Origin of the sequence: Chryseobacterium sp., assembly GCF_045629545.1 — a bacterium.
Lineage (GTDB): Bacteria > Bacteroidota > Bacteroidia > Flavobacteriales > Weeksellaceae > Chryseobacterium.
In genome coordinates this window covers 1-25350 of record NZ_JAZQRK010000039.1, presented here as the reverse complement: position 1 = coordinate 25350, position 25350 = coordinate 1, and the positions used below count along the sequence as shown (strand labels likewise).

Here is a 25350-nt window from a genome sequence, read left to right as displayed (position 1 = left end):
AGCAGAGGGGCTCACCTGTTCCCATTCCGAACACAGAAGTTAAGCCCTCTAGCGCCGATGGTACTGCGAAAGCGGGAGAGTAGGTCGCCGCCAGTTTTTTAAAAAAGCTCATTCATTAATTTGAATGAGCTTTTTTTTTGCCCTACACCAAGAGATCTTGAGTTATTAGTTATAAGGCGAAAGGTTTTTCAGTTTTTGTGTTCTGAAGTTTTAAGGTTTATATGTTTTTTAAGTACTTAGATCTAGGTTCTATGGAATAAGATTTTTTTAGTTCTGAAGTTTGTATGTTTTAAGTTTAAACTAAAAAGAGTTGGATGAAGGCAGGATGAAAAAGGTCTTGGGAAAATAGAATCTAAAGTGAATTTATGTCTGCAATCTATTAGTCTTACAATCTTGAATCTATGAAGGGATTTTTCACTTCGCTGCGCTTCGTTCGAAAGGACAATTCGGAGTTGAAATCGGTTTTATTACAATGAGTAAATGAGAAAATACGTTGAATTAAAGTCTCAAATCTTGAAGTCTTAAAATCTGAAATGTTTATTCTTTGTAGGGAAATTTTCACTTCGCTGCGCTTCGTTCGAAAGGACAATTCCAGTGGGTGTACATATTGTTTGCTTGAATGATTTTTTGAGTTAGGGTTAATTGCAAAAGAGATCGAGTTAAAATGAAGTACGGAAGATGCATTAAAAATACATAAGTAAAATTTTATGCAGAATTAATTACTTTTGCCAACAGCCAACAGCCAACAGCCAACAGCCAATAGCCAAGAGCTAACAACTTATAACTTATAACAAAAAAATAGCCGTGATTGAACGGCATGTTTAACTTGCTCGAATCACTTCGTTAGTTTTGAGCTATTTTTGCTTGGTAATGGATATTTATATGCGTTGGCGCAAAAAAGCGAGTAGTGAAAGCCCGAAATAGCTACATAAAAAAAGACCTAAGAGTTAAACATTTTGTTATTTTGTTTTTAATTAGCATGTAAAGTAATTGTATATATTCACTTTTTATGTACTGAATATAATTTTGGATTCAATTTTACAGTTATTATTTCTACGTAGCTCTAATTCTAAATATGTCATGTTTATTATTTCATCACTACTAATAGCCTTAAATAGGATGTACTGAAAAATCGTGAAATCTTATATAAAACAGATGGTTACTGAGAAGTTTTTATTCAGTTATAATAGTAAAATTATATTGTGCTGAGCGGTTTTGTAAGTTCTTCGTATCATATTAAGAAATGAGCCTATTATTATTTTTATAAATGTTGTATGGTGATGTTTCATTTTTTGGAAAATTTTTGATCTAATTCTTGAATATCTCTTCTAATTTCTAGAAACATATCTTTCAGATTGTAATTTTCAAAATTATCAGGTTCAAAATCTTCAGGAAAAATTCCTGATGCATATTGCCAAATCTCAATAATTTCTCTTGAAGGGATATCATAAGGTTTATAAAATGAATTATCGGCAGCTACCGTTATTGATTTTTCGTTTGTAGTGACGAGTCTTTTATAAGATATTCCATCATTTAAAGTAACAAAAATATAACTTTTGTTGGTTTTCAAGTCATCAATATGTTCAACGTATTTCCCGATGATATAGGACCCATCTTTGAATGGAGGCATAGAATCACCTTGTGCAGGGAAAGCCCTATATTTTCCACCTGTAAGAAAGGGGAGTGTGATTCTTTGTAAGTTCTCAATATATTCTGGATCACTGTATCCCGAAAGATATCCCATGGAAGCTTTTTGAGGAACAATTTCAATGCTATTATTGCCCAATTGATCTACTACAATAGGCAATACAATTCTATTATCTGGAAGTTTCAAGATATCTTCTAGTGGGTACTTTCTGATATCAATGGTGAGAAGTAGATCGATACTTAAATTGAAGTATTTTGATATTCTTAGTAAAATTTCAATAGGTGGCTCTGAGGTTCCGTCTTCATATTTGGCATATCGAACTCTTGTAATCATCAAAAATTCTGATATTTTCTGTTGAGAAATGTTTTGACGACCTCTGAGAAAGCGGATGTTATCTGATAAAACTGACATTGTTATAATTTTTATCAACAAATATAAGGGTTTTTGATACAAAACATACTAATTTTGTCACATGAATCGTGCAATTGTACATATGGACATGGATACGTTTTTTGTATCCTGCGAAAGACTTACCCACACAGAACTTACAGGCATTCCCTTAATTATTGGAGGTGGAGACCGTGGAGTAGTGGCATCATGTTCTTATGAAGCAAGGAAATTTGGTGTACGGTCTGCCATGCCAATACGCATGGCTCTTAGATTGTGCCCCGACGCAAAAGTAATACGTGGCGATTATGAGATGTACTCTAGATTTTCTCGTCTTGTAACTGAAGTGATACAGGATAAAGCACCAGTGATGGAGAAAGCAAGTATAGATGAGTTTTATCTAGATCTATCGGGTATGGACAAATTTTATGGCTGTTATCAATGGTCACAAGAGATTGTAGCAGCAGTGAAAAAAGAAACAGGATTACCCATTAGTTTTGCACTATCCTCTAATAAAACTGTGTCCAAAATAGGAACAGGAGAAGCAAAACCAGAAGGTAGACTCCAGATAGAGCAACAGAATATACAATCTTTCTTAAATCCTCTATCCATCAAAAAAATACCCATGGTAGGAGATAAAACCTTTCAGCTACTTTCTAGAATTGGGGTACGTACCATCCATACACTATCCGAAATGCCGGTAGATGTTCTCCAACAAATGATTGGGAATAATGGTATTGAACTTTGGAAAAAAGCCAATGGTATTGATGAGAATCCCGTTGTCCCTTATTCTGAAAGAAAATCTATTTCTACAGAAAAAACATTCGCAACAGATACCATAGATATTTTAGAATTTAGAAGACTTATCACTGGGATGGCAGAACAATTGGCTTACCAACTAAGACAAGAAAGATGGCTGACTTCAACTGTAATAGTGAAAATACGATATGCCAATTTTGATACAGAGACCAAACAATGCACCATTGCTTATACTGCAGCAGATCATACTTTGTCTAGGGTAGCATTAGAGCTTTTCAAGAAGTTATATACCAGAAGGATGCGTCTCCGTTTGATAGGGCTTCGCTTCACCAATCTGGTACACGGAAATCATCAGATGAATTTGTTTGAAGATACAGAAGAACAAATGAATCTTTACCAAACAATGGATCGTCTGAAAAATAGATTCGGAGCAAATATTTTGGGAAGAGCATCCGGATTCGATTTTAAGAAATAATTTTTAAATTTTTAGTACAATGTATCTCAACTGTCATTCTTTTCACAGTCTTCGTTATGGTACCTTATCTGTAGAAAGATTGGTAGAAAGAGCTCACGATTTGGGAGTTTCTTCACTTGCCCTTACAGATATCAATACAGTAACTGCAATCTACGATTTTAAAAAAGAATGTGAAAAATATGGTATAAAACCTATTGTGGGTGTAGAAGTAAGAAAAGAAAATCAACTTTTATATATTACCATTGCCAAAGAATTTGGAGGCATCGGAGAAGTGAATAAAATGCTATCCGAACATTTATGTGATGGTGCAGAACTCTCGGAAAAAGCACCCGATTTCGAGAATATTTTTGTTATTTATCCTATTCATAATATTCCAGAAAACCTTAAAGATAACGAGTATATTGGCATCAGAGAAGAAGAAATAACTCTTTTGGTTCGTACAGAGTTTCAAAATTTAATTCCGAAAATGCTGATTCTTCAGTCGGTCACTTTTATGACAAAAAAGGAGTACCATTTGCATCGTATCCTTAGAGCAATAGACGGTAATACGCTCATTTCAAAACTAAAGGAAGAAGAGATTTGCAGCAAGTACGATTATTTTAGATCTCCAAATGCTATTTTGATGGCTTTTAAAGGATATCCAACCTTACTTGCCAACACTAGAAATCTTATGGAGCGTTGTAGTTTTGATTTTGATTTTAAAAAAGTAAGAAACAAAAAAAATTATACCATTTCTAAAGAAAATGATCTGAAGCTCCTCACCAGCTTGGCTTACACAGGGCTAGAAAAACGTTACGGTAAGTATAATGTTGCAGCTAGAAAAAGAGTAGAAAAAGAACTAAAAGTAATAGATGAACTTCATTTCAGTTCTTATTTCCTGATTACTTGGGATATTATAAGATACAGCAATAGTATGGGTTTTATGCATGTAGGAAGAGGAAGTGGTGCCAATTCTATTGTGAGCTATTGTTTGGGAATTACGGATATTTGCCCTCTAGAACTCGATCTTTATTTTGAGCGTTTCCTTAATCTTAATAGGAAAACTCCGCCCGATTTTGATCTCGATTGGAGTTGGCAAAATAGAGATGCCATGTTAGAGTATATTTTCAATAGATATGGTAAAGACCATGTAGCTTTTTGTGGTACCAATGTAGAGTTTAAGTATAAATCTATTTTTAGAGAAATAGGTAAGGCTTTTGGATTGCCCAAAGAAGAGCTAGACGAATTGGCAAATAAACCCTTGGATGCGCACGAGCAAAATTCTGTGGTAAAACAAGTGCATGAATACGGAAAATTGCTAGAAAAATTTCCGAATCAGAGAAGTATGCATGCATGTGGAATTTTAATATCAGAAGAGCCTATTACTCATTATACTGCTTTAGAAATGCCTCCGAAAGGTTTTCCTATTGTACAATTTGATATGCATGTTGCAGAAGCTATTGGGCTAGAAAAATTTGATATTCTATCGCAACGTGGTCTAGGCACCATCAATGATGCTGTGCAGCTTATCAAGAAAAATAGAGGGATTGCTATTGAAATTAGAGATCCTGCTTTATCCAAAAACGAAGCAAAAGCCAACGAGTATCTCTCTAGAGGTAATACCATTGGTTGTTTTTATATAGAATCTCCTGCGATGCGTGGTTTACTAAGAAGGCTAAAATGTGATAACTACATTACTTTGGTGGCGGCATCTTCTATTATTCGACCTGGTGTAGCGCAAAGTGGGATGATGAGAGAATATATTTTTCGGCATAATCATCCAGATCAGTTCGAGTATTTTCATCCCATTTTCCAGAAGCATCTTGCAGAAACCTATGGTATTATGGTTTATCAAGAAGATGTGCTGAAGATTGCTCAGTATTTTGGAGGGCTGAGTTTGGCTGATGGAGATATCCTAAGAAGAGCAATGAGTGGTAAGGGAAGATCTCTTGCTGCTTTACAAAAAGTAAAAAACAATTTTTTCGAATCTTGTAAAAATCAAGGACATTCTCAGCAGATGACTACCGAGGCTTATCGGCAGATAGAATCTTTTGCTGGATATTCGTTTTGTAAGGCACATTCTGCTTCGTATGCGGTAGAAAGTTATCAAAGTTTATATCTAAAGGTGTATTATCCATTAGAGTTTATGATTTCTGTTATTAATAATGAAGGCGGATTTTACAGAACAGAAGTCTACATCCATGAAGCCAAGATGTCTGGCGCTACCATCCACAATCCTTGTGTGAATACCAGCGATCTGATGGCAATATTGCAAGGGAAAGACATCTATTTGGGATTTCATCATCTCGATTCTTTTAGCGATGCTGTAGCTCAGAACATAGTAGAAAATAGAGAAGCTAACGGAGTTTTTATTTCTTTGGAAGATTTTGTAAAAAGAATTCCTATTGGGATAGAAACTTTGCAGATTCTTATTTTTATTGGTGCTTTTAGATTTACCCAAAAAGAAAAAAACGAGCTTTTGGTAGAGGCAAGATTACTCCTAGGTAATTTCAAACCAGAAAATAGAAGCACTACATTATTTCAAGAGCCTACCGTAGATTATCAGCTTCCAACCTTACAAAGATCTGAGTTTGAAGATGCGTTCGACGAAATAGAGATTATAGGATTTCCTATTTCTTGTAGCCCTTTCGATCTTCTAAAGACTCAATATCGCGGTTCTGTTTTTGTAAAAGATTTGCTTCAATATCATAATAAACAAGTGAAAATGTTAGCTTATCTGATCTCTAGAAAACACGTTCCTACGAAGGCTGGTACTATGTATTTCGGAACTTGGATAGATGTATATGGACAATATTTCGATACGGTACATTTCCCCAAAAGTTTAGAACTTTATGATTTTCAAGGTGGAGGTTGCTATTTGTTGTTGGGCACTGTAGAAATAGATTTTCATTTTCCTACTATTACCATTACCAAAATGGCAAAGATGCCAATGATACCCGATCCTCGTTATAGTTTTGATCCCGACAAACAATATGAAATTCACCAGCAAATCAAAGAAGATGTGAGCATGACTTCTAGAAAACCATATCCCAAAGAGCATGAAATAGGGTTGCCAAGGCGAAAACTGTCTTAGAAATAGGGCAGGAGCTATTGGGTTTTACAAAAATGGTTCACCATTTCGTTCACCAAAAATTTTACTTGGTAGGGTCTTCCTCTATCTGTTTTAGGGAGATTTTGATAACTTCCCGTCCTTACAATAACCATATTGTGTTCGGGGATCATAATGATGTATTGTCCTTGTAATCCTAAGAAATAATAGTGCTTTATAGGGTTGTCATGATTAATCCAAAAACCACCACCGTATATTTCTTCAGATTTTGAAGTCGGCGTTCTCATCCATTCCACAAATTCTTTATTTAAAATTTGTTGATTTTCAAATTGTCCATCATTTAAGAATAATTGTCCAAGTTTTGCAAAATCTCTTGTATTAGAGTGGATGCAACAATAGGTTTTTTCCATTCCCAATTCGTCGGTGCTCCATTCTGCATTTTGTTCCATCCCAAGAGGAGTCCAAAATTTTTCAGATAAATAGCTTGATAAAGATTGTCCGATAGCTTTTCTTATCGCAAAACCTAAAAGTTGCGTTGAACCACTTTGGTATTCAAACGCTTCGCCTGGGTTTGTTTTAAATTTTGCTCGGAAAACTCCTTCAGAAACATCTTTTCCGTAATACGCTTTTGCATTTGGGAGAAACGGATTTTTGTAATCTTCATTCCATTGTAAGCCTGCTTCCATCTGTGCAAGATGTTGTAAAGTGAGAGTATTACCTAGGCTTTTAGTTTCGAAATCTTTGTATAAAGAGCTGAATAATATTTCTTTATCCTTTATTTTTCCTTCTTCAATCGCTTTTCCCAAAAGCATTACAGTCACTGCTTTTGCCATAGAAAAGGAGTTGGTTTTAGAAAGAGCATCATAACCATCAAAATATTCTTCGTGTAACAATTTTCCGTCTTTTACCACAACAAAAGAAGCAGTATTTGATTGTTGAAGATCGTCTAGAATATTTTGTGGTAAAGGTTGTGCATTATAGTTTGGAGCTTCTTCCCAAAGTTTTGGGCTAGAGGTGTGGATGATGTTACTCTTAAAGTATTTTCCATCATCAATATTGGCGCTAGATTTCCCTTTAAAATAAGTTTTAGAAATCCCGTTAAAAAGATATCCGTAACCCAATAGGTAAAGTAAAATTAAAGCAGCTATTAAGATGGCTAATAAATAGATAAGAAGTTCCATATATTATGATTGTTAAAACAAATCTATTAAAAACCAAATAAAAAAGCCTCGAACATTCGAGGCTTTTTCTATTATATTTTAGAAAGTAAATTTCTGAAGTTTGTTTTCTCGTCGATAATCCTTCTCAGATCAGCAACAGGTACTCTTACTTGCTCCATCGTATCTCTATCTCTTAGAGTTACCGTGTGATCTACAAGAGAGTCGTGGTCTATCGTAATACAGAAAGGTGTTCCTAAAGCATCGTTTCTTCTGTAACGCTTCCCGATAGAATCTTTTTCTTCATAGATTAGGTTGAAATCATACTTCAAGTCGTTGAAGATTTTTTCAGCATATTCTCCAAGACCATCTTTCTTCATTAATGGTAAGATGGCTGCTTTTACTGGTGCTAACGCTGGAGGAAGTGATAATACTGTTCTTTCAGATCCGTCTTCCAATACCTCATCTTTAAGGCAAGTAGAGAAGATAGAAAGGAATAATCTGTCTAGTCCTACAGAAGTTTCTACTACATAAGGTACGTAGTTTTCGTTTCTTTCTGGATCGAAGAATTGAAGTTTTCTACCAGAATGTTTTTCGTGTGCTTTAAGGTCGAAGTCTGTTCTAGAGTGTACACCTTCCAATTCTTTGAAACCAAATGGGAAATTAAACTCAATATCTGCAGCTGCATTTGCGTAGTGAGCCAACTTTTCGTGATCGTGGAATCTATAGTTGTCATCACCTAAACCTAAAGCTAAGTGCCAGTTTAGACGTTTTTCTTTCCACATTTCGTAGAATTCTAGTTCAGTTCCTGGCGCTACAAAGAATTGCATTTCCATTTGTTCAAACTCACGCATTCTGAAGATAAATTGTCTTGCAACAATCTCATTACGGAATGCTTTACCAATTTGTGCAATCCCGAAAGGAAGCTTGTGGCGAGAAGTTTTTTGTACGTTTAGGAAGTTTACAAAAATTCCTTGTGCAGTTTCTGGTCTTAGGTAAAGATCCATCGCACTATCTGCAGAAGCACCTAGTTTTGTACCAAACATTAGGTTGAATTGTCTTACCTCTGTCCAGTTTTTAGAACCTGTATCAGGATCTGCAATTTCCAATTCTTCAATCAGAGATTTTACATCAGCAAGATCTTCGTTTTCTAGAGATTTTGCCAATCTGCTTAGTATTGCTTCTCTTTTTGCTCTGTATTCTACAACTCTTGGGTTTGTTGCAACAAATTGTTCTTTATCGAAAGACTCACCAAATCTTTTCGCTGCTTTTTCAATTTCTTTATTCTCTTTATCTTCAATTTTCAAGCAATAATCTTCCACCAAAACATCCGCACGGAAACGTTTTTTAGAGTCTTTATTATCAATCAAAGGATCGTTGAAGGCATCTACGTGGCCCGAAGCTTTCCAAGTAGTTGGGTGCATAAGGATAGAAGAATCTATACCTACTATATTTTCATTCAGCTGTACCATGGCTTTCCACCAGTATTGCTTAATGTTATTTTTTAGTTCAGCACCATTTTGTCCGTAGTCGTATACTGCAGATAAACCGTCGTAGATCTCACTAGAAGGGAAAATAAAACCATATTCTTTAGCGTGAGAAATCACTTTCTTGAAAACATCTTCTTGCTTTGCCATAATTATTTTAGTCTGAGCTACAAAAATAAGAAAATCGAACCCAAAATCATAAAATAACAAACAAAAACCCAATTAGAAACCATTTTTCCTCTTTTCCCACTATTTCCTCTTTATTTTAGGAGCCAAGAACCTGCTGTCCGCTGTATCTTTTGGTCCGCTGCGCTCCGCAAAAGGATGCCGCTCCCATCAGGGCTAATTTGTGAATAGCCGATATTTTAAGTTGTAAGGTATAAAGTAAAAATTAACATAATCGCTCAAACTCTAAAACCCTCATACCCAAATCACTTTACGCCCTCAAATTCTAAAAAAACTCAAAATAATTGTCACAAAAATTTTAACTAATCATGAATTTGCAATTTCCTCATGACCTTTAGTAATTAAAATTCTTTTTACTTGATTGATGTGTCTCACATTATGATTGATAATAAATCTAAAAGTATCTCCCAAACGAATCTTTATCAACTTTGTAAGCGAAATATTGTTTTTTATTTTCGACAAATTTTTACTCTTAGCAAGTTCTAATAACTCTATCAGGTTGTATTGGCTTTTAATAAAATTATCCAAAACATCACGATTTAGATTCATGAAAATAGGATTCATCTTCTGAGGAGTTTTCATTTTTTTAGATGATTTATCCAAAGACATACTATCTACGAAATAGTTTCCAATGAGTCCGGATTCAAAGTATTCAGATGGAGAAATTCTAGACTTTTTCATTTTACTATCAATTTCCACATGGTAGAAATCTGAATACATATTTAGGTGCTGAATACATTCCAAAATACTCCAAGAATTTTGATGTAACCTTTTATTGAGCTCTTGATCAGAAAGCAATTTTAAATTTTCAACAAAATCTATATTATTTCTGGTGTCATTAAATAAGTTAGAAATTAAAATTTCAGAGTTTATCTTCATCTTTTTTTTTCAAAATTGTTGAAATTTAGTTGAAAAAGTATTGATTGAAATCAAGATTTTTTGAGACGAGAAAGTGTTTCTGGCGACATTCTGAGATAGTTTGCTATAAATTTGTGAGGTACAAATTGGAAGAGTTGTGGACTTCTTTTTAGTACAGTTTCATATCTTTCTTTTGGTGATTCGAGTAAAAGATCTTTCTCCCTTTCTAATTGTTGTAAAATGAGTTCTTCTAAAAGTTGAATATAGAAGTTACTATTTTCCTTGTTGAAGTTGATGAATTCTATAAAATCTTTCTTCTTTGCAACCAATACATGTGTTTTCTTTATTGCTTGAATAATATATTCAGAATTACAATTTGAAATAAATGAGTCTAACGCAACAATAATGTTGTGATCATATCCAAATCGAATGATTTGTTCATCAAAACCGTTCATAATAGATATTTTCAAGCTCCCACTTTTTATAAAATAAATATTGGTATCTACAGCATTTTGAAATTTTAAGTATTCATTTCTCTTAAGAAAAATTTCCTCCTCAAAAATTTTAAAAGAATTTAATGTAGAAAAAATATCCATGAATTTTAGAAAGTTTGATTGAATTATAATTAAAATATAAAGTGTCTAAAAGCTTTGAAATTTCTACATTTTATGAAAAACAAATGCTTAAAAGACCTTTTTATAAACCTACTAAAATTTTATCATTTTATGAAAAAGCTGGTCACTTAATTAGTATTAAACATTGATTGTAGCAATCCAATATTTTCAATATCTTAAAAGATAAATCCAAATAATGAGAAAAAAATTCGAATACAAATCTATAGAAGTAAAGCCCAAAAGCATGTGGACTGCAGTAATAGATCCTATAGAATTAGACCAGACAATTAATAAGTATGGTAGTGATGGATGGGAACTCGTCACTGTTGTACCTTTCAGTAGTAATGGAGTAACCAATGGATTTTTATTTACATTCAAAAGAGAACTTTAATACAACAAATCTTATATTCTTTAGTTTCAAGCTTAGAAAATATAAGGTTTTCTGTAATTTTGCCGAATGTTAGAAATCTTGTACCGCGATGCGTATTTTATTGCCATCAACAAACCTAGTGGACTTTTGGTTCATAAATCTTATTATGCAGGTGTTGCAGACGAATATGCAGTGCAAAAACTGACAGAGCAAATAGGTGAAAAGGTGCATCTAGTACACCGTTTGGATCGTAAAACTTCGGGTGTTTTGTTGTTTGCTTTCGATAAAAAATCTCTGAAGTTAATCAGCGATTTGTTTATGAGTCGTGATGTAGAGAAGAAATATTTGGCAATTCTTCGTGGTTGGACCAAAGACGAGGAAACTATAGACTACGATCTAACCAACGAAAACGAAATTGTGCAGAATGCTATCACGTACTATCGTCGTTTGCAAACATCAGAGATCGATTTGGCTTTCCAAAAACATACAACATCTAGATATTCTTTGGTGGAGGCAATCCCAGAAACAGGCAGGTTTCATCAGCTAAGAAAACATTTTAAACATATTTTGCATCCAATTTTGGGCTGTAGAAAACATGGTTGCAACAAGCAAAACAAATTGTGGCTAAACACATTTAATGTTACAGCGATGCCTTTGCATTCTCATCAGCTCAATTTCAAACATCCTATTACCAAAGAAGATATTTCCATCAACGCAAGCTTGAATGTAAATCCAGGATTTTTAGAAATCGGTGAAATATTAAGTTTAGATCTTAAAGATTTTATTTAAAGGTTTACACTCCAAAAAAATATCAGTGTAATTTTTGTCCTTTCCACGAAGGAGAAATCTCTAATTGTTGTGGAGATTCGTCAAATCGCTTTGCTTCTTTAGGCATGGCAATTATTGAACAGATAAATTAATTTTTAATAAAAATACCATAGGATAACAGAAGAGTATCTATAATTTGAGTATTTTTGTAAAACTTTTTTTCAATGTACAAAAGTATCATCCGTCCTATACTCTTCAAATTCGATCCCGAAGAAGTTCATCATTTTACATTTTCAATGTTAAAGAACTTTGGCTTTTTAACCCAACTTGTTCTTCCAAAACCCATCGAAGACAAACGTTTGGAAAGAGAAGTATTCGGACTAAAGTTCAAAAATCCAGTGGGATTGGCGGCAGGTTTCGATAAAAATGCAGTACTCTTCAACGAGTTGGCAGATTTAGGATTTGGTTTTGTAGAAATTGGTACAGTTACACCCAAAGCACAAGCTGGAAACCCCAAAAAAAGATTATTTAGACTTATAGAAGATGGTGGAATAATCAACCGAATGGGCTTTAATAATGATGGATTAGAAGCTGCGATAGAAAAACTGAAATCCAATAAAGGAAAAATAATTATCGGTGGAAATATTGGTAAAAACACAGATACTACACCCGAAAATTATACGCAAGATTACCTAGAGTGTTTTGAAGGTTTGCATCCTTATGTAGATTATTTTGTACTGAATGTAAGTTGCCCAAATGTTGGAAGTCACGCCAAATTGGAAGATGTAGAATATCTGCGAGAACTAATAACGGCAGTGAAGAAAATAAATGTTTCTAAAGCCAAACCAAAACCAATTCTTCTGAAAATCGCACCAGATCTAAATCATCAGCAATTAGACGAAATCATAGAACTTATTGCCGAAACCAAAATAGACGGTGTAATTGCCTCTAATACTTCTGTAAACAGAGATGGACTAAAAACTTCTCCAAAGGTTTTAAAAGAAATAGGAAACGGTGGACTTAGCGGAAAACCAGTACGCGAAAGAAGTACAAAAATCATCAAATATCTTTCGGAAAAAAGCAACAGAGCATTCCCAATTATTGGGGTAGGAGGAATTCATTCTGCAAAAGATGCTCTAGAAAAACTAGATGCTGGCGCTACTTTGGTGCAGCTTTATACAGGTTTTATCTACGAAGGTCCTCAACTTATCAATGATATCAACCAAGAATTGTTGACTAGAGCGAGCAGAATAACCAGAAATAGAAACTAAATAGAAATGAGAAAAGCAAAGTTGTAAGGCTTTGCTTTTATATTTTTAAATGAAAAAATGAACAATGGTGTAGATAATAAGACCTACCAAACCACCAACTATAGTCCCATTGACACGGATGAACTGTAAATCTTTACCGACCTCAAGTTCCATTTTTTGACTCAATTCTTTGCCTTGCCAGTTTCCTACGGTAGAACTAATCAGTTTACCTGCTTGATGGGTGTTTTTCAAGATGTATTTGTAGGCTGTAACACGCACCCAATGATCTATTTTATTTTGTAGGTTTTCATCGGTTTTCAAATTGTTAGAAAACTCATTTAGATTTTTAGATATATATTTTTTCAAAGAAGAATCTTGCTCTTGAAGTTCTTTGTACAATGTATTTTTTATAGAAACCCAAATATCTTTAGAATAACCTTCTAATTTATCTGTGCTCAGAAAATCATTTTTGATGGTTTTGAATTCGTCATTCCATCGTGGCAATTCTTTGAGGTCATTAGAAAACTCATAGATTTTTTTGGTAATTAGGTTTCTAATCTCATGTGTTGGATTCTCTTCCACATCTTTGAAAAAATCTGCGAGTCCACTCGAAATTTTATCTGCAATTTTATTATCTATAAAAGATGGTATAAAAGAGTAGCTTCCTTCTTTTACTTTATTCTGAATCATCTCGTCGTTTTCTACGATATAATCTTTTATTTGTTTAGAAAGATTGGTTACAATTTTTTGATGATCATTTTTATCCAAAAGGTAAATAATACCATTTCCCAAAATCTTGTTGAGACGAATTTCTTCCGTCATCTCCGTAACTTTTTTACTGATAAAAGTACTTACTTCTGTATCATCCAACTTATTCAAAATATCCATCACAATATCAGATAGATTACCGATAAGTGCAGTTTGGTTTTTCTCTTTATCGAGCCATTCGCCAACGAAATTTGAGATTTTTATTTTTTGAATGTAAGGTCTAATATTTTGTGGAGAAAGAAAATTGGAAACCACGAAACTTCCAAGATTATCACCCAACTTTTCTTTGCTATTTTCTATCAAATTGGTATGAGGAATGGGCAAACCCAAAGGATGCTTAAACAGAGCTGTCACCGCAAACCAATCTGCAAGCGCGCCTACCATTGCAGCTTCCGCAAAAGCTCGCACAAAGCCAATCCAATGGCTATCATTGTTTTTTTGCAGAAGGGTAGTCACTATAAATAATACCACCATCAAAACGAAAAGTCCTGTAGCAAAAGCCTTGTATTTGTTGAGTTGTTTTCTTTTTTGTTCGTCGTTCATATTCTCAAATTTAGTAAATTTGATGATGAAACAGAAAATAAAGATTGATTTTAGTTTTATTGCGGATTAAAATTTGCTTTCACAATCATAAGAATTTGTATTATGAAATTTTTGGTTTCCTTTTTATTACTTACTTTTCTGCAGATGTGTTCTCAGACTCAAAAACCAGTAAAAATAACTCCTATGGAAAATAATGAAGCAAAACAAAATCCGTATTATTCTAAAGAAGATACGGTAAAACTAAATGTAAGCAATGAAGAATGGAAAAAAATACTTTCTCCAGATCTATACGCTGTAGCAAGAGAAGCAGCTACAGAAAGAGCCTTTACAGGGAAATATAATGAGTATGATGAAGTAGGCGACTATTATTGTGCAGTATGTGGTCATCACCTATTCCGTTCTACATCCAAATTTGCCAGCAGTTGTGGATGGCCAAGTTTCTTTGAAGCTGATAAAAATGGTGTGACTTATGTCCGAGATTCTAGCCATGGGATGGAAAGAATAGAAGTTATTTGCAAAAGATGTGATTCTCATTTGGGGCATGTTTTCAATGATGGTCCTGCGCCTACAGGAATGCGCTATTGCATGAATTCTATTAGCCTTCAATTCGAGCCAGATGGACAAAAATAATTGATTATGCTCAGTAAATCAGCGCGTTAAATTTTCTTAAATTGAGTTAAACTTGTCATTTTACAACTATTTGATGCATAAGTTTTTATAATTTTGTACCATAAAATAATTCAATTTAAGTTTAATGAAAAGATTTTATAGCTTATTAGGTGTAATATATTTGGTATCAACCTCATTTTATACTTCGTCGGATAGCAAAAATTTATCCAAAGAAAATAAAACAGTAAGTAGAGTAGAAACAGTAATTAAGGAGAAATCTATTAGTTTAGAAAATGAAGTAAGCTCCACAGAAAAGCTCTATAATTCTATTCCATTCGCCTCAGATCAAATTCTTAATTTCAGCATTTTTGCTAAGGCTCTTTTAGGATTTGAAAATTTGAAAAAAGCTGGAAAGCTGAGTGAAGATGCGCATATTCTTACGGTTTGTGATTTTTCTCTTTCCTCAAACAAAAAAAGAATGTGGGTTTTTGATCTTAAAGATAAAAAAGTTCTGTTTAATTCTCTAGTAGCACACGGAAAAAACACAGGCGATGAGTTTGCCGAAAATTTTTCTAATACAGAAAGTTCTTTACAAAGCAGTCTAGGATTTTATGTGACAGATGTTACTTATAATGGAGATAATGGATATTCTCTAAAACTCTTAGGGATGGACAAAGGATATAATGATGCTGCCTTGCAAAGAGCAGTGGTAATGCACGGAGCCGACTATGTGAGCGAAGAGTTTGCAGCAACGCACAAAAGAATTGGGAGAAGTTGGGGTTGTCCTGCTGTACCAAGAGCGTTGGCTGAGCCTATTATTAACACCATCAAAGGAAGGAATTGCCTGTTTATTTATTATCCAGATAGCAAGTATCTTACCTCATCACAATGGTTAAAAGTATAAAGAAAAAGCAGTCAATATTAATGACTGCTTTTTTTTTGTTTAAATCTTAAGTAAGTAGAATTTTATGCAAATTTCTTGAAAATTAAGGTTGCATTGTGCCCGCCAAATCCAAAAGCATTACTTAACGCATAATTGATGTTTTTCTCTTTGGCCTCATCAAATACAATATTGATTTCTCTAGGAAGTTTTTCATCAACTTTAGTAACATTAATAGTGGGAGGAATAACACTTTCGTGTATAGCCTTTACAGCGATAATAGCCTCTACTGCTCCAGCTGCACCCAATAAGTGACCTGTCATCGATTTTGTAGCACTGATGTCTAGTTTTTCGTTCCCTTTGAAAAGTTTGTTGATGGCAGTAAGTTCTAAGAAATCTCCCAATGGTGTAGAAGTAGCATGGGGATTGATGTAGTCTACATCTTCTGTATTGATGCCCGCTTCTTTTAATGCATCTTGCATCGCTCTTGTAGCGCCAGCTCCTTCGGGATGAGGTGCCGTCATATGATGTGCATCTGCAGTCATGGCTGCTCCTATCAATTCGGCATATATTTTTGCTCCACGTGCTACTGCATGTTCGTATTCTTCTAAAACTAAAGCGCCAGAACCTTCTCCCATCACAAAACCATCGCGGTTTTCGTCATAAGGTCTACTGGCTTGTGTGTAGTTATCATTAAGGGTAGACATGGCTTTCAAGACTGAAAATCCTCCTACAGATGCTGGCGTAATCGCAGCTTCAGATCCTCCAGAGATAATTACTTTAGCCTTACCCAAACGGATATAGTTGTACGCATCCATAATAGCGGTATTGCCAGATGCACATGCAGAAACGGTAGTATAATTAATACCTTGTAGTCCAAATTTAATAGAAATCATTCCCGAAGCCATATTGGCAATAAATTTAGGAATGAAAAAAGGATTGAAACGAGGATTGCCATCGCCATTAGCGAAATCCATTACTTCATTTTCTACTGTAAGCATTCCACCTTGCCCTGTTCCCCAAATAACACCCGTGTCAAAAGGATCCATACTGTCAAAATCTAATCCTGAGTCCTCTATTGCTTCTGTAGAAGAGCAAAGTGCATATTGGGTGAAAAGATCACTTCTTTTAATTTCGTTTTTAGAAAGGATAAGAGAAGGATCAAAATTCTTAAGTTCGCAGGCAAATTGTACCTTGAATTTTTCCGCATCAAAGTGAGTAATTATTCCTGAGCCACTTTTTCCGTTGATGCATCCATCCCAGAACTCATTAATAGAATTACCCAATGGCGTTACGGCCCCCAATCCTGTTATTACAACTCTTTTCATTCTTAGCTATTTATTTTAAACAAATTGGAAGTTCCTCTAGCGATTAACCTAGATTTATCAGCATTCCAAATTTCACATTGTGCATTCACAAATTGTTTACCCCTCTTAATCACTTTTGTTTCTGCAATAATGAGGTCACCCTCCTTTGCGGTAGAGAAATAGTCGATAGAATTATTGATGGTGGTGATGAAAGATTTCTCATTTAATGAAAACATCGTTACACCTATCACATCATCCATTATTGCTGCCGATACACCACCATGAAGATTTCCCATAGGGTTTAGCCATTCTTCTCTTACTGTATATTGAAACTCTATTTGCCCTTCTTCCGCAGAAATAACTATAGGATTCAGCCAACGCATGAATGGGGAAGGAGATTCGGAAAATTCTTTCCCGATGTATGATTGTAGTATCGCAAGTTTATCCATAGTATTATTTTATGATGGATTAATATAAATTTCGTTGTTGATAATTTTTAAAATTCGGTCCAAAGACAAATTCAAATATTTCTCGTCGCTTGTAGTTTTAGAAAGCAAAATTCCGCCTTCTATCAACATAATGAGTATCGCCGCAAAATCTTGAGGATGAATTTCTTTCTGAAATTCTCCGTCCTCTTGTCCTTTCAATATTATAGCAGCAAGCGTATCATTCCATTCTTCGAAGGATGTTTTCACTTGGTTTTTGAGTTGAGGAAGAGTATCATCGGATTCTGTTGCTGCATTCATCAAAGGGCAACCACCATTGGAAAAAACAAACTGCCAGTTTTTTCTGTAAAATGCGACGAAAGCATGGAGTTTTTCTAATGAACTAGGAAATTCTGATCCAAAAGAGCGGGAAAGATTTTTTCTTAAAAGTCCTGAATTATGCTCGTATACTGCCAGAATAAGTTCGTCTTTATTCTCGAAATTACCATAGATACTGCCTTTAGAAAGTCCCGTAGCTTCAGAAATGTCTGATAATGAAGTCGCATTATAGCCTTTAGAATTAAATAAGGCTGCGGTTTGTAGAATAATAAATTGTTTGGTCTTTGTAGCTTTAGACATTTTTTTCAAAAAGTGGAACAAAGGTAGTGAAAAATACCAATCGGTATATTTTTTTTAAACAAAAAATCCGAGTCTATTGCAACTCAGATTTTATGATTTACTTTAAACTAATGTAGCAGATAAAGTAATTTCGAAGTTGAATGCTGCACTCACAGGGCAATTTTCTTCTGCAATCTTTGCATATTTTTGGAAATCTTCTTCCGATATTCCTGCAATTTTTGCGGTAAGAACCAATTCCGATTTTGTAATTTTCCCTACTGATGGATCTAGTGTAATGATAGATTTAGTAGTTAATTCTTCAGGTATAAAACCAGCTTCTGTAAGCTCTGCACTTAGTTTCATCGTGAAACATCCTGCATGCGCTGCAGCCAATAATTCTTCGGGGTTTGTGCCCACACCTTCTTCAAATCTACTCCCAAAAGAGTATTGTGTATGGTCTAGAGTCGTGCTTTGTGTAGTAAGATTTCCTTTACCTTCTTTTACAGTACCGTTCCAAACGGCAGTTGCGTTACGTTTCATATTTTATATTTAAATGATTAAGCTTAAAAAATTATTGATGCTAAAAATTAACATCTACCCCAACATAAAAGTTGGCTTTCATGATAGGAGCATAAATCATTCCACCATCAAAATAATTTCCGAAAGGATTTTTGAAATCTACAATTGCATTCCTCTGATGATATGATGTAAGGTTTTCTCCACCCAAATAGGCTCTTATTTTTGGAGTAAAATTTCTGGAAACTTGTGCATTCAGTACAGCATAAGAATCTGAATATTGAGGTTGTTGAAATGCTACAGGATTGCTTGATGTGTTCGGAAGTCTTTGTTTTCCTACCCAATTCAAAGTAGTGTCAAAACTCCAAAATCTACCTTTATCGGTTTTATTGGTAGCGTAAGCAAAGTTGACGAATCCTCTTTGTTTTGCCATGAAAGGCACTTCTCTACGTCCATCTTTGTAGTCGGCTTGCACATCATAATATTTGTAAGCCAATCTTACTTCAAAATTTTTGATAGGCGAAAAATCCCATTGAGCCTGAAAACTATTGGCAAAAGATTTTCCATCTAGGTTGTAAAAACTAAGTTGCTGAGGAGATTGATCTAGATCAACCAAAACCTGATCTTGGAAATCTGTTTTGAAAAAATCTGCAACTACGGAAGATTTTCGTCCAAATAATTTAAATTCTTGTTGCAAACTTACTCCATAATTCCAAGCAATTTCTGGTTTTAATCCGTATATATTACCGTTGTTTGGAGTGATTTCTATAATTCTATTTGAAGCAAAATATTGTTGGTTTTCGGCAAAAATAGAAGCCGTTCTGAATCCTCTTCCTGCAGAAAGTCTTACGATAGTTTGAGGTGTCACATCATATTTAAAATTTACTCTTGGGGTAAACTGCGTACCTACCAAATTATGAAAATCGGTTCTCGCGCCTGCTACCAAAGTATATTTTAAGCCTGTAAGTGTATATTCAGCGAAGATTCCGGGAACAATTTCGTTTCTTTTAAAATTCGTAGTAAGATAAGTTTCATCATAACCATCATACATAAAACTTCCACCTACTTTATATTTGTGGTTGGTATTTCCAATAATACTTTCAAATATTAAATTTGAATAATACGTTTTTTGTTTCCCCGCATAATTTCTAAGTCCAAAAAAACTATCTTGCTGATGATACACAAATTGGTTCATCCAACCCAAACTTTGATAAGGTTTGTTTTTGAACACATATCCTGTTTTATTCCACACTTGAAACCTAGAAATATCAATTCCAACTCCATACATATCTTGTTTATCTTGGGCTAAATTTTTATTAAAATTTAGTTGTCCTGCCGTTCTTTCGTCTCGTAAAAAATTAATACCGAAATGAGAACCGAAACCAGAATGTTCCAAATCATTAAAATTAAGAAGATATGCAGCGTTTATTTGAGTTCCTTTTGGGCGATCCAGAAATTCATCATCGTTCATATCCGTATTTCCAAATGTTCCATTTCCATGGAGCAAAAAGGTTTGGGTCCAATGATCATCAATATTAGCAACGTGGGTAATATTAGCTTCCGCTCTTCCGTTAAAATCTGAAAATAAATTAAGCGAAGTTTCTGGCTCTTCAGAATGCTTAATGAGTTCTGTATTTATTTGTCCCGTGATGCTTTCATAACCATTGGTTACGGTGCTTCCACCTTTGGTAAGTTGTATGCTTTCTATCCATTTTCCTGGGATAAAATTGAGTCCGTAAGCTGATGCTAACCCTCGTATTTCAGGAAGTAATTCTTTAGTAAGGCTTGTATATTTTTGGTCCAAACCCAACATTTTTAGTTGTTTGGTACCGGTAACTGCATTATTGAACGAAACATCAACAGTAGCGTTGGTTTCGAAACTTTCAGACAAATTACAACAAGCTGCTTTTAGCAACTCTTTTTTTCCAATATTAAAAACCAATCCAGCCTCTTTTTTGTTAAGCGAAGTGGCTGATTTAGACGATGAAAGTTTTACTTCTTCAATGCTTTTTTCATGGTTATCTGAATTGCTTTTTTTTTCTCCCTGTTCATTACCTTTGGGTAAAGTAGAATTATTTTCCTCAAAATGTATATTCGGATTTTTTTCTCCCAATGGGATTTCTCTATCATACAAACAACAGCTTGGAAGCTTTTTGTAAACAGCCTCTGTGGCGGAATACTTCTCATTATCGTGTCCTACTTCCGCTATTTTTCTTAGAATTTTATCCGCTGACGTAGTATTTACATCGAAATCCAAAATTACCAATTGTCTTTCTGCATCCCAATTTGCAGAATCTGCACCTGCATCTTTAGCTGCTTTTTCTATTCTTGCTTTGCAAGATCCACAATTTCCTTTTACATAAAATTCGTTTTCTTTTTTTGTAATAATTGTGGATGAAACTTCAGATTGTTGCGTATCTCTGTCGTAATGGCAACAAGCGGGTAATGCTTCGTATGTAGCGGAAGATGTTTGATATTTCTCATTATCGTGCCCTACATCAGCTACTTTTTTCAAAATAGCGTCTGGTGAAATAGTGTCTAATGTTTCTAATGTAAGTGTTTGCAAATCTATAGAATATCTTGCAGCAGATGCGCCAGCTTGCAGTGCGGTAGATTCTATTCTTTCTTTACACATATCGCAGTTTCCTTTTACTTTAAACTGAGATTTTTTAAAAGTTTGAGCCCATACCAATTGGCTAAATAGGAAGAACAATCCAAGCAATATCTTGGAAGTATATGATTTCATAATGATGTGAAATTTAGATTAATGATTCATTAGTCATCTTGTCATAGTACAAGTATGATGATAAGATTATTAACCTAGTTTTGGAGGTTGCCAAATATCTTTCAATCCATTAGAGAAATAGGGGTCAGCATAAGAATAATGCAATTTTTTGTTGATTTGAAATGCTGATAACTCTGTCATTATAGTTCTAGAAGAAAAATTTTCAATAAAACTGTGGCAGGTCATACAGAATGAACAGCAATCATCATTACAATAATCTTTTTTAGAGTTTTGATTAGAAGTTTCATGTTTGTCTGTGCAACAATCATTTGATATGGATTTTGTTTTGCAACAATTTTTTTGTGAAGCTTGCGCATAAAAATTGTCTTTAGGAACTAAAAATATTCCTAAACAAAAGATAATCAATATGAATTGCCAATTTTTCATTTATCAAATTTACAAAAATATTTTACAGTGCTTCGCCTACTTGTTTTGCACAATCATGAAATGGCTCACCATGAGCAGGGTTTAATTTCGGTTTAGGACCTGTTGCAGCAATTTGTTGAGAAATCTTTGTTGTAGATTCTACGGCTGCTTGTGGCTGAGGTGTTGTAGGTTGTGATGCGGGTTTACTACTCAGAGGTTGCCCAACTTGGATATCACATCTATGGCCTGGTTCTCCATGTGGTGGATTCATTCCTGATGCTGTTTTTACAGGTTTACCCTGAGAATTCATTACAACTTTTCCGGGGCTCATTGCATTTGGATCTATTTGTATGGCTTGCGCCTGATTTGGAACTGTAATGCTGTTATTGTTTGATGTAGGAGTATTAGCTTGAGCATTTAGAGGTTGCCCTACAGGGATATCACAACGATGTCCTGGTTCTCCATGTGGAGGATTCATACCTGGTGCTGTTGCAATAGGAGTACCAGTATTTTGTGTAGCAATGCCAGATTGTTGTAGTAATGAGGCTTGTGGAGTAGTATTGGCAATTGCCGCAGGATGTGCATTTCCAGCTTCATCTTTCAATAAAGTGGGTTTTTCATCTTTCTTACAAGAAATTACAGCTAAACTCAACCCTAAAATACCAAATAATATATTTTTCATATCAATAATCTGTTCTATAATACAAAATTAGCAAAACATTTTGAATTGTCTTGCTAATTTGTTTTTATATTAATTCTGATAAAATATTAGTTCTTTACCAAAAGTCTGAAACCTTCACCATGTACGTTGATGATTTCTAAACCTTCATCGTCTCTTAGCAGTTTTCTTAGTTTAGCAATATAAACGTCCATACTTCTCGCTGTAAAATAGTTTTCTTTTTTCCAGATTTTTCTTAAGGCAAGATCTCTTGGCATAAAGTCGTTTCTGTGTAAGCATAAAAGTTTTAGAAGTTCATTTTCTTTTGGAGAAAGTTTATATTCATTATCTCCAACTCTTAGCTGTCTGAGCATAGAATCGAAGAAAATATTACTAATTTTAAATTGCTCTTGCTCCTCATTTTCAAGCGTAGAACTTCTTTGCAAAATTGCTTTTATTTTGTACAATAATAATTCTGTATCGAATGGTTTTGTGATATAATCATCCGCTCCCAATTGGTATCCTTTCAAGATATCTTCTCTTAGATTTCTTGCAGTAAGGAAAATTATAGGTGTATTTTTATCAATTTTTTTTACGTCTTCTGCGAGAGAAAATCCGTCTTTCTTTGGCATCATCACATCAAAAATACAGATGTCAAATTCGTTTTCTGTAAATTCTTTTAGCCCTTGCTCACCGTCTACAGCAAGCGTTACTTCAAAGTTGTTTATAGATAAATAGTCTTTTAGTACAGCTCCGAAACTTTGGTCGTCTTCTACTAATAATATTCTATTGCTCATATGTTTATTCTTATTATTGTTAAATTATTTAATATATATATTCTAAGCCATCGGTAGTTTGATGGTAAATGTGCTTCCTTGGTTTTTTCTAGAATCTACTATTACTTGACCTTTGTGTAGTTCTACTATTTTTTTGACATAGGAAAGTCCTAATCCTTGTCCTTTCACATTATGGATGTTTCCAGTTTCTTCTCTGAAAAACTTCTCGAAAATCTTAATTTTATTTTCGGTTTCCATACCCATACCTTTGTCTGATATTTCAATTACATACCAATTTCCTTCATTTTTGGTTTTTACTTTTATTTCAGGAGTTTCGGGCGAGTATTTGTTGGCGTTATCCAACAGATTGACCAACATATTTGAAATATGGAATTCGTCTATCTTAAAATTAAATTTATTCGCAGTGAATTCTTCCGTCAACGTTCCATCTCGCTGTTTCACAATCAGGCCAAAAGATTCCGTGGTTCTTTTGATCAATTCTCTTACGTTGGTTTCTTTTAAGAATAATTTCACCTCATTTCTTTCCAGTTTCGACATGTTGAGCACATTCTCTACTTGTTTTTTCATGCGGAAATTTTCTTGTTTTATAAGCCCAGCATAATATCTTACTTTTTCTGGATTGGTAGCAATTTTATCATTCGCTAAAGAATCTGTAGCGACAGAAATTGTGGCAAGAGGTGTTTTGAATTCGTGCGACATGTTATTGATGAAATCTGTCTTTATTTCAGCAATTTTTTTCTGCCTCATCATATAATTGATTGATATGATGTAAATTCCCAAAATGGTCAGCAGAGATAAAAATGTACCCAGCAACATCGGCCAATTATTCATCGCCAAAGAATATTCTTTTTTGGGAAATACTAAGGCAAGAGTGTAGAGCGTACGATCCTTAGTGTCTGTAAACAAAGGGTAAGTATATGGACTATTATCGTGCTGAGATTTGTAGTCTTTATTTACAACTTCTGTCAATTTATTATCCTTATCCGTCACTGCATATCCGAATTTTGCAGTAATGCCTTTCATCTTCAGCTCCTTAGCGATTACAGAATCCAAGGTTTTTGGATCTACTCTTTTATTAATGGGCAGGTTGTTTCCATTTACTTTCACAAATTCTTTTATAGAATAGTCACCAGACCTAATATCTTGGTTAATTTCTGAGGTCAATTGTTCTCTTTGGGTTGTATCTTTCTTTATTCGGTAAGCAGCTTCATCTGTATATAAAGTAGTGAGACTTAGAGAATCCCCTTTTTTAGACAATGGAAGTTGTTGCTGTTCTATCAGGTTTTTAGTATAGATTATTTGCCTTTGGACACCAGAATCCTCAGTTTGTTGGATCGTCGTTAATGAAGGTTGAGCGCTGTTGGCAACAATTGTATTCCTAAAATTCTTGTAATTCTCATTCATATACTTATCTACTTCAATTTCGGATACTGTTTTGGAAGTGTTCTCCAATACCGTATAGACTTTATTGGAAAATTCTTGTTCTAGTGCTCCATAGTATCCCTTTAGCCAATAAAATTGCAGTGTTACAAAGACAATTAACGAAATAGTCATGAAAACTGATATGATAGGGATAAATTTATTATTCATTGAGTTGAATGTATTAAAATACGAATGTTAAAATTAATTATTTTAAGATTATATAAACAAAAAATGAGCCAAAATATTGCTTTTTGTCTCATAAAAATCAAAGTTTTAACAATTATTTGTGAATTTATTGAGTTCTTTTGTCAATAATCGAGTTTTTTTACCCTTAAATTGTTGATTTGTTTGTAATTTGGCTCGAAATGCTAATACTAAATAAGTGGGATATTTCTCAAATATTAAATTGTTTTAAAACGTTTTTAAGAATTGATAACTATTTACATTACTGTCTCACCTTTGTTCTGATTTTAGAATGATTATTTTCTTGATTGTATGATTTTATTATTTTTCAAACGAACGTTTGTTAGTCGTAAAACTACTACACTTTTTCAAATAGTTGGGTTTATATTTTTCTGATTTGTGAGTCTGTTTTATATTTGTGTTATACAAATCACAAAATATTAATTTATAAAATCAATCATTATG

At 34.1% G+C, this 25350-nt stretch carries 22 protein-coding genes and 1 rRNA gene; 8 read left to right on the top strand and 15 right to left on the bottom strand.

What is annotated here, in order from left to right:
• Positions 1 to 96 (top strand): 5S ribosomal RNA (gene rrf, locus ACKI42_RS09050); the annotation flags it as partial.
• Between the two features lie 1189 nt (positions 97 to 1285).
• On the opposite strand, the gene ACKI42_RS09045 is transcribed toward rrf, so the two are convergent.
• On the bottom strand, positions 1286 to 2059 hold the full coding sequence (locus ACKI42_RS09045) for an XRE family transcriptional regulator (RefSeq protein ID WP_407404615.1): 774 nt from the start codon (positions 2057 to 2059) through the stop codon (positions 1286 to 1288).
• Between the two features lie 61 nt (positions 2060 to 2120).
• Here ACKI42_RS09045 and dinB point away from each other — a divergent pair, with 61 nt between their 5' ends.
• Both dinB and ACKI42_RS09035 read left to right on the top strand, forming a co-directional pair.
• Positions 2121 to 3269, top strand: a complete 1149-nt coding sequence (gene dinB, locus ACKI42_RS09040; RefSeq protein WP_407404613.1) for a DNA polymerase IV — start codon at positions 2121 to 2123, stop codon at positions 3267 to 3269.
• Positions 3270 to 3288: 19 nt separating this feature from the next.
• Positions 3289 to 6342, top strand: coding sequence for a DNA polymerase III subunit alpha (locus ACKI42_RS09035; RefSeq protein WP_407404611.1), 3054 nt, complete (start codon positions 3289 to 3291; stop codon positions 6340 to 6342).
• Positions 6343 to 6356: 14 nt separating this feature from the next.
• On the opposite strand, the gene ACKI42_RS09030 is transcribed toward ACKI42_RS09035, so the two are convergent.
• The 4 genes from ACKI42_RS09030 to ACKI42_RS09015 form a co-directional block, all read right to left on the bottom strand.
• The gene (locus ACKI42_RS09030) at positions 6357 to 7499 is read right to left on the bottom strand and encodes a serine hydrolase domain-containing protein (RefSeq protein WP_407404609.1); all 1143 of its coding nucleotides are present in this window, start codon (positions 7497 to 7499) and stop codon (positions 6357 to 6359) included.
• A gap of 71 nt (positions 7500 to 7570) precedes the next feature.
• Entirely contained in the window at positions 7571 to 9112 is a 1542-nt protein-coding gene (locus ACKI42_RS09025) for a glycine--tRNA ligase (protein WP_407404607.1), read from the bottom strand.
• A 342-nt stretch (positions 9113 to 9454) separates the two neighbouring features.
• Positions 9455 to 10027 (bottom strand): DinB family protein, encoded by a 573-nt coding sequence (locus tag ACKI42_RS09020; protein ID WP_407404605.1) that lies wholly within the window; start codon positions 10025 to 10027, stop codon positions 9455 to 9457.
• Between the two features lie 50 nt (positions 10028 to 10077).
• On the bottom strand, positions 10078 to 10602 hold the full coding sequence (locus ACKI42_RS09015; protein WP_407404603.1) for a Crp/Fnr family transcriptional regulator: 525 nt from the start codon (positions 10600 to 10602) through the stop codon (positions 10078 to 10080).
• Positions 10603 to 10816: 214 nt separating this feature from the next.
• On the opposite strand from ACKI42_RS09015, the gene ACKI42_RS09010 reads away from it, so the two are divergent.
• The 3 genes from ACKI42_RS09010 (at position 10817) to ACKI42_RS09000 (ending at position 13029) form a co-directional block, all read left to right on the top strand.
• A complete protein-coding gene (locus tag ACKI42_RS09010; RefSeq protein WP_407404601.1) occupies positions 10817 to 11011 on the top strand; it encodes a DUF4177 domain-containing protein in 195 nt (64 codons plus the stop codon).
• A gap of 66 nt (positions 11012 to 11077) precedes the next feature.
• On the top strand, positions 11078 to 11779 hold the full coding sequence (locus ACKI42_RS09005) for a pseudouridine synthase (RefSeq protein ID WP_407404599.1): 702 nt from the start codon (positions 11078 to 11080) through the stop codon (positions 11777 to 11779).
• Positions 11780 to 11982: 203 nt separating this feature from the next.
• A complete protein-coding gene (locus ACKI42_RS09000; RefSeq protein ID WP_407404597.1) occupies positions 11983 to 13029 on the top strand; it encodes a quinone-dependent dihydroorotate dehydrogenase in 1047 nt (348 codons plus the stop codon).
• 45 nt (positions 13030 to 13074) lie between these two features.
• On the opposite strand, the gene ACKI42_RS08995 is transcribed toward ACKI42_RS09000, so the two are convergent.
• Positions 13075 to 14319, bottom strand: coding sequence for a DUF445 domain-containing protein (locus ACKI42_RS08995; RefSeq protein WP_407404595.1), 1245 nt, complete (start codon positions 14317 to 14319; stop codon positions 13075 to 13077).
• Between the two features lie 144 nt (positions 14320 to 14463).
• Between ACKI42_RS08995 and msrB the strand changes: the two genes are divergently transcribed.
• Entirely contained in the window at positions 14464 to 14949 is a 486-nt protein-coding gene (gene msrB, locus ACKI42_RS08990; RefSeq protein ID WP_407404617.1) for a peptide-methionine (R)-S-oxide reductase MsrB, read from the top strand.
• A gap of 124 nt (positions 14950 to 15073) precedes the next feature.
• Positions 15074 to 15832 (top strand): murein L,D-transpeptidase catalytic domain family protein, encoded by a 759-nt coding sequence (locus ACKI42_RS08985; protein ID WP_407404593.1) that lies wholly within the window; start codon positions 15074 to 15076, stop codon positions 15830 to 15832.
• Between the two features lie 62 nt (positions 15833 to 15894).
• On the opposite strand, the gene fabF is transcribed toward ACKI42_RS08985, so the two are convergent.
• From fabF to ACKI42_RS08940, 9 genes are all read right to left on the bottom strand, one after another.
• A complete protein-coding gene (fabF, locus tag ACKI42_RS08980) occupies positions 15895 to 17136 on the bottom strand; it encodes a beta-ketoacyl-ACP synthase II (protein ID WP_407404591.1) in 1242 nt (413 codons plus the stop codon).
• A 2-nt stretch (positions 17137 to 17138) separates the two neighbouring features.
• Complete coding sequence (locus ACKI42_RS08975; protein ID WP_407404589.1) at positions 17139 to 17564, bottom strand: PaaI family thioesterase; 426 nt, start codon at positions 17562 to 17564, stop codon at positions 17139 to 17141.
• Positions 17565 to 17573: 9 nt separating this feature from the next.
• Entirely contained in the window at positions 17574 to 18179 is a 606-nt protein-coding gene (locus ACKI42_RS08970; RefSeq protein ID WP_407404587.1) for a TetR/AcrR family transcriptional regulator, read from the bottom strand.
• A 102-nt stretch (positions 18180 to 18281) separates the two neighbouring features.
• Positions 18282 to 18698, bottom strand: coding sequence for an OsmC family protein (locus ACKI42_RS08965; protein ID WP_407404585.1), 417 nt, complete (start codon positions 18696 to 18698; stop codon positions 18282 to 18284).
• A gap of 40 nt (positions 18699 to 18738) precedes the next feature.
• Entirely contained in the window at positions 18739 to 21420 is a 2682-nt protein-coding gene (locus ACKI42_RS08960; RefSeq protein ID WP_407404583.1) for a TonB-dependent receptor domain-containing protein, read from the bottom strand.
• Between the two features lie 69 nt (positions 21421 to 21489).
• Positions 21490 to 21846 carry a hypothetical protein gene (locus tag ACKI42_RS08955; RefSeq protein WP_407404581.1) on the bottom strand — a complete coding sequence of 119 codons (357 nt, stop codon included), beginning with the start codon at positions 21844 to 21846 and terminating at the stop codon, positions 21490 to 21492.
• Between the two features lie 22 nt (positions 21847 to 21868).
• On the bottom strand, positions 21869 to 22507 hold the full coding sequence (locus ACKI42_RS08950; protein WP_407404579.1) for a hypothetical protein: 639 nt from the start codon (positions 22505 to 22507) through the stop codon (positions 21869 to 21871).
• A gap of 86 nt (positions 22508 to 22593) precedes the next feature.
• On the bottom strand, positions 22594 to 23280 hold the full coding sequence (locus tag ACKI42_RS08945) for a response regulator transcription factor (RefSeq protein WP_034754589.1): 687 nt from the start codon (positions 23278 to 23280) through the stop codon (positions 22594 to 22596).
• A gap of 42 nt (positions 23281 to 23322) precedes the next feature.
• The gene (locus ACKI42_RS08940; RefSeq protein WP_407404577.1) at positions 23323 to 24870 is read right to left on the bottom strand and encodes a sensor histidine kinase; all 1548 of its coding nucleotides are present in this window, start codon (positions 24868 to 24870) and stop codon (positions 23323 to 23325) included.
• Positions 24871 to 25350: the final 480 nt, after the last annotated feature.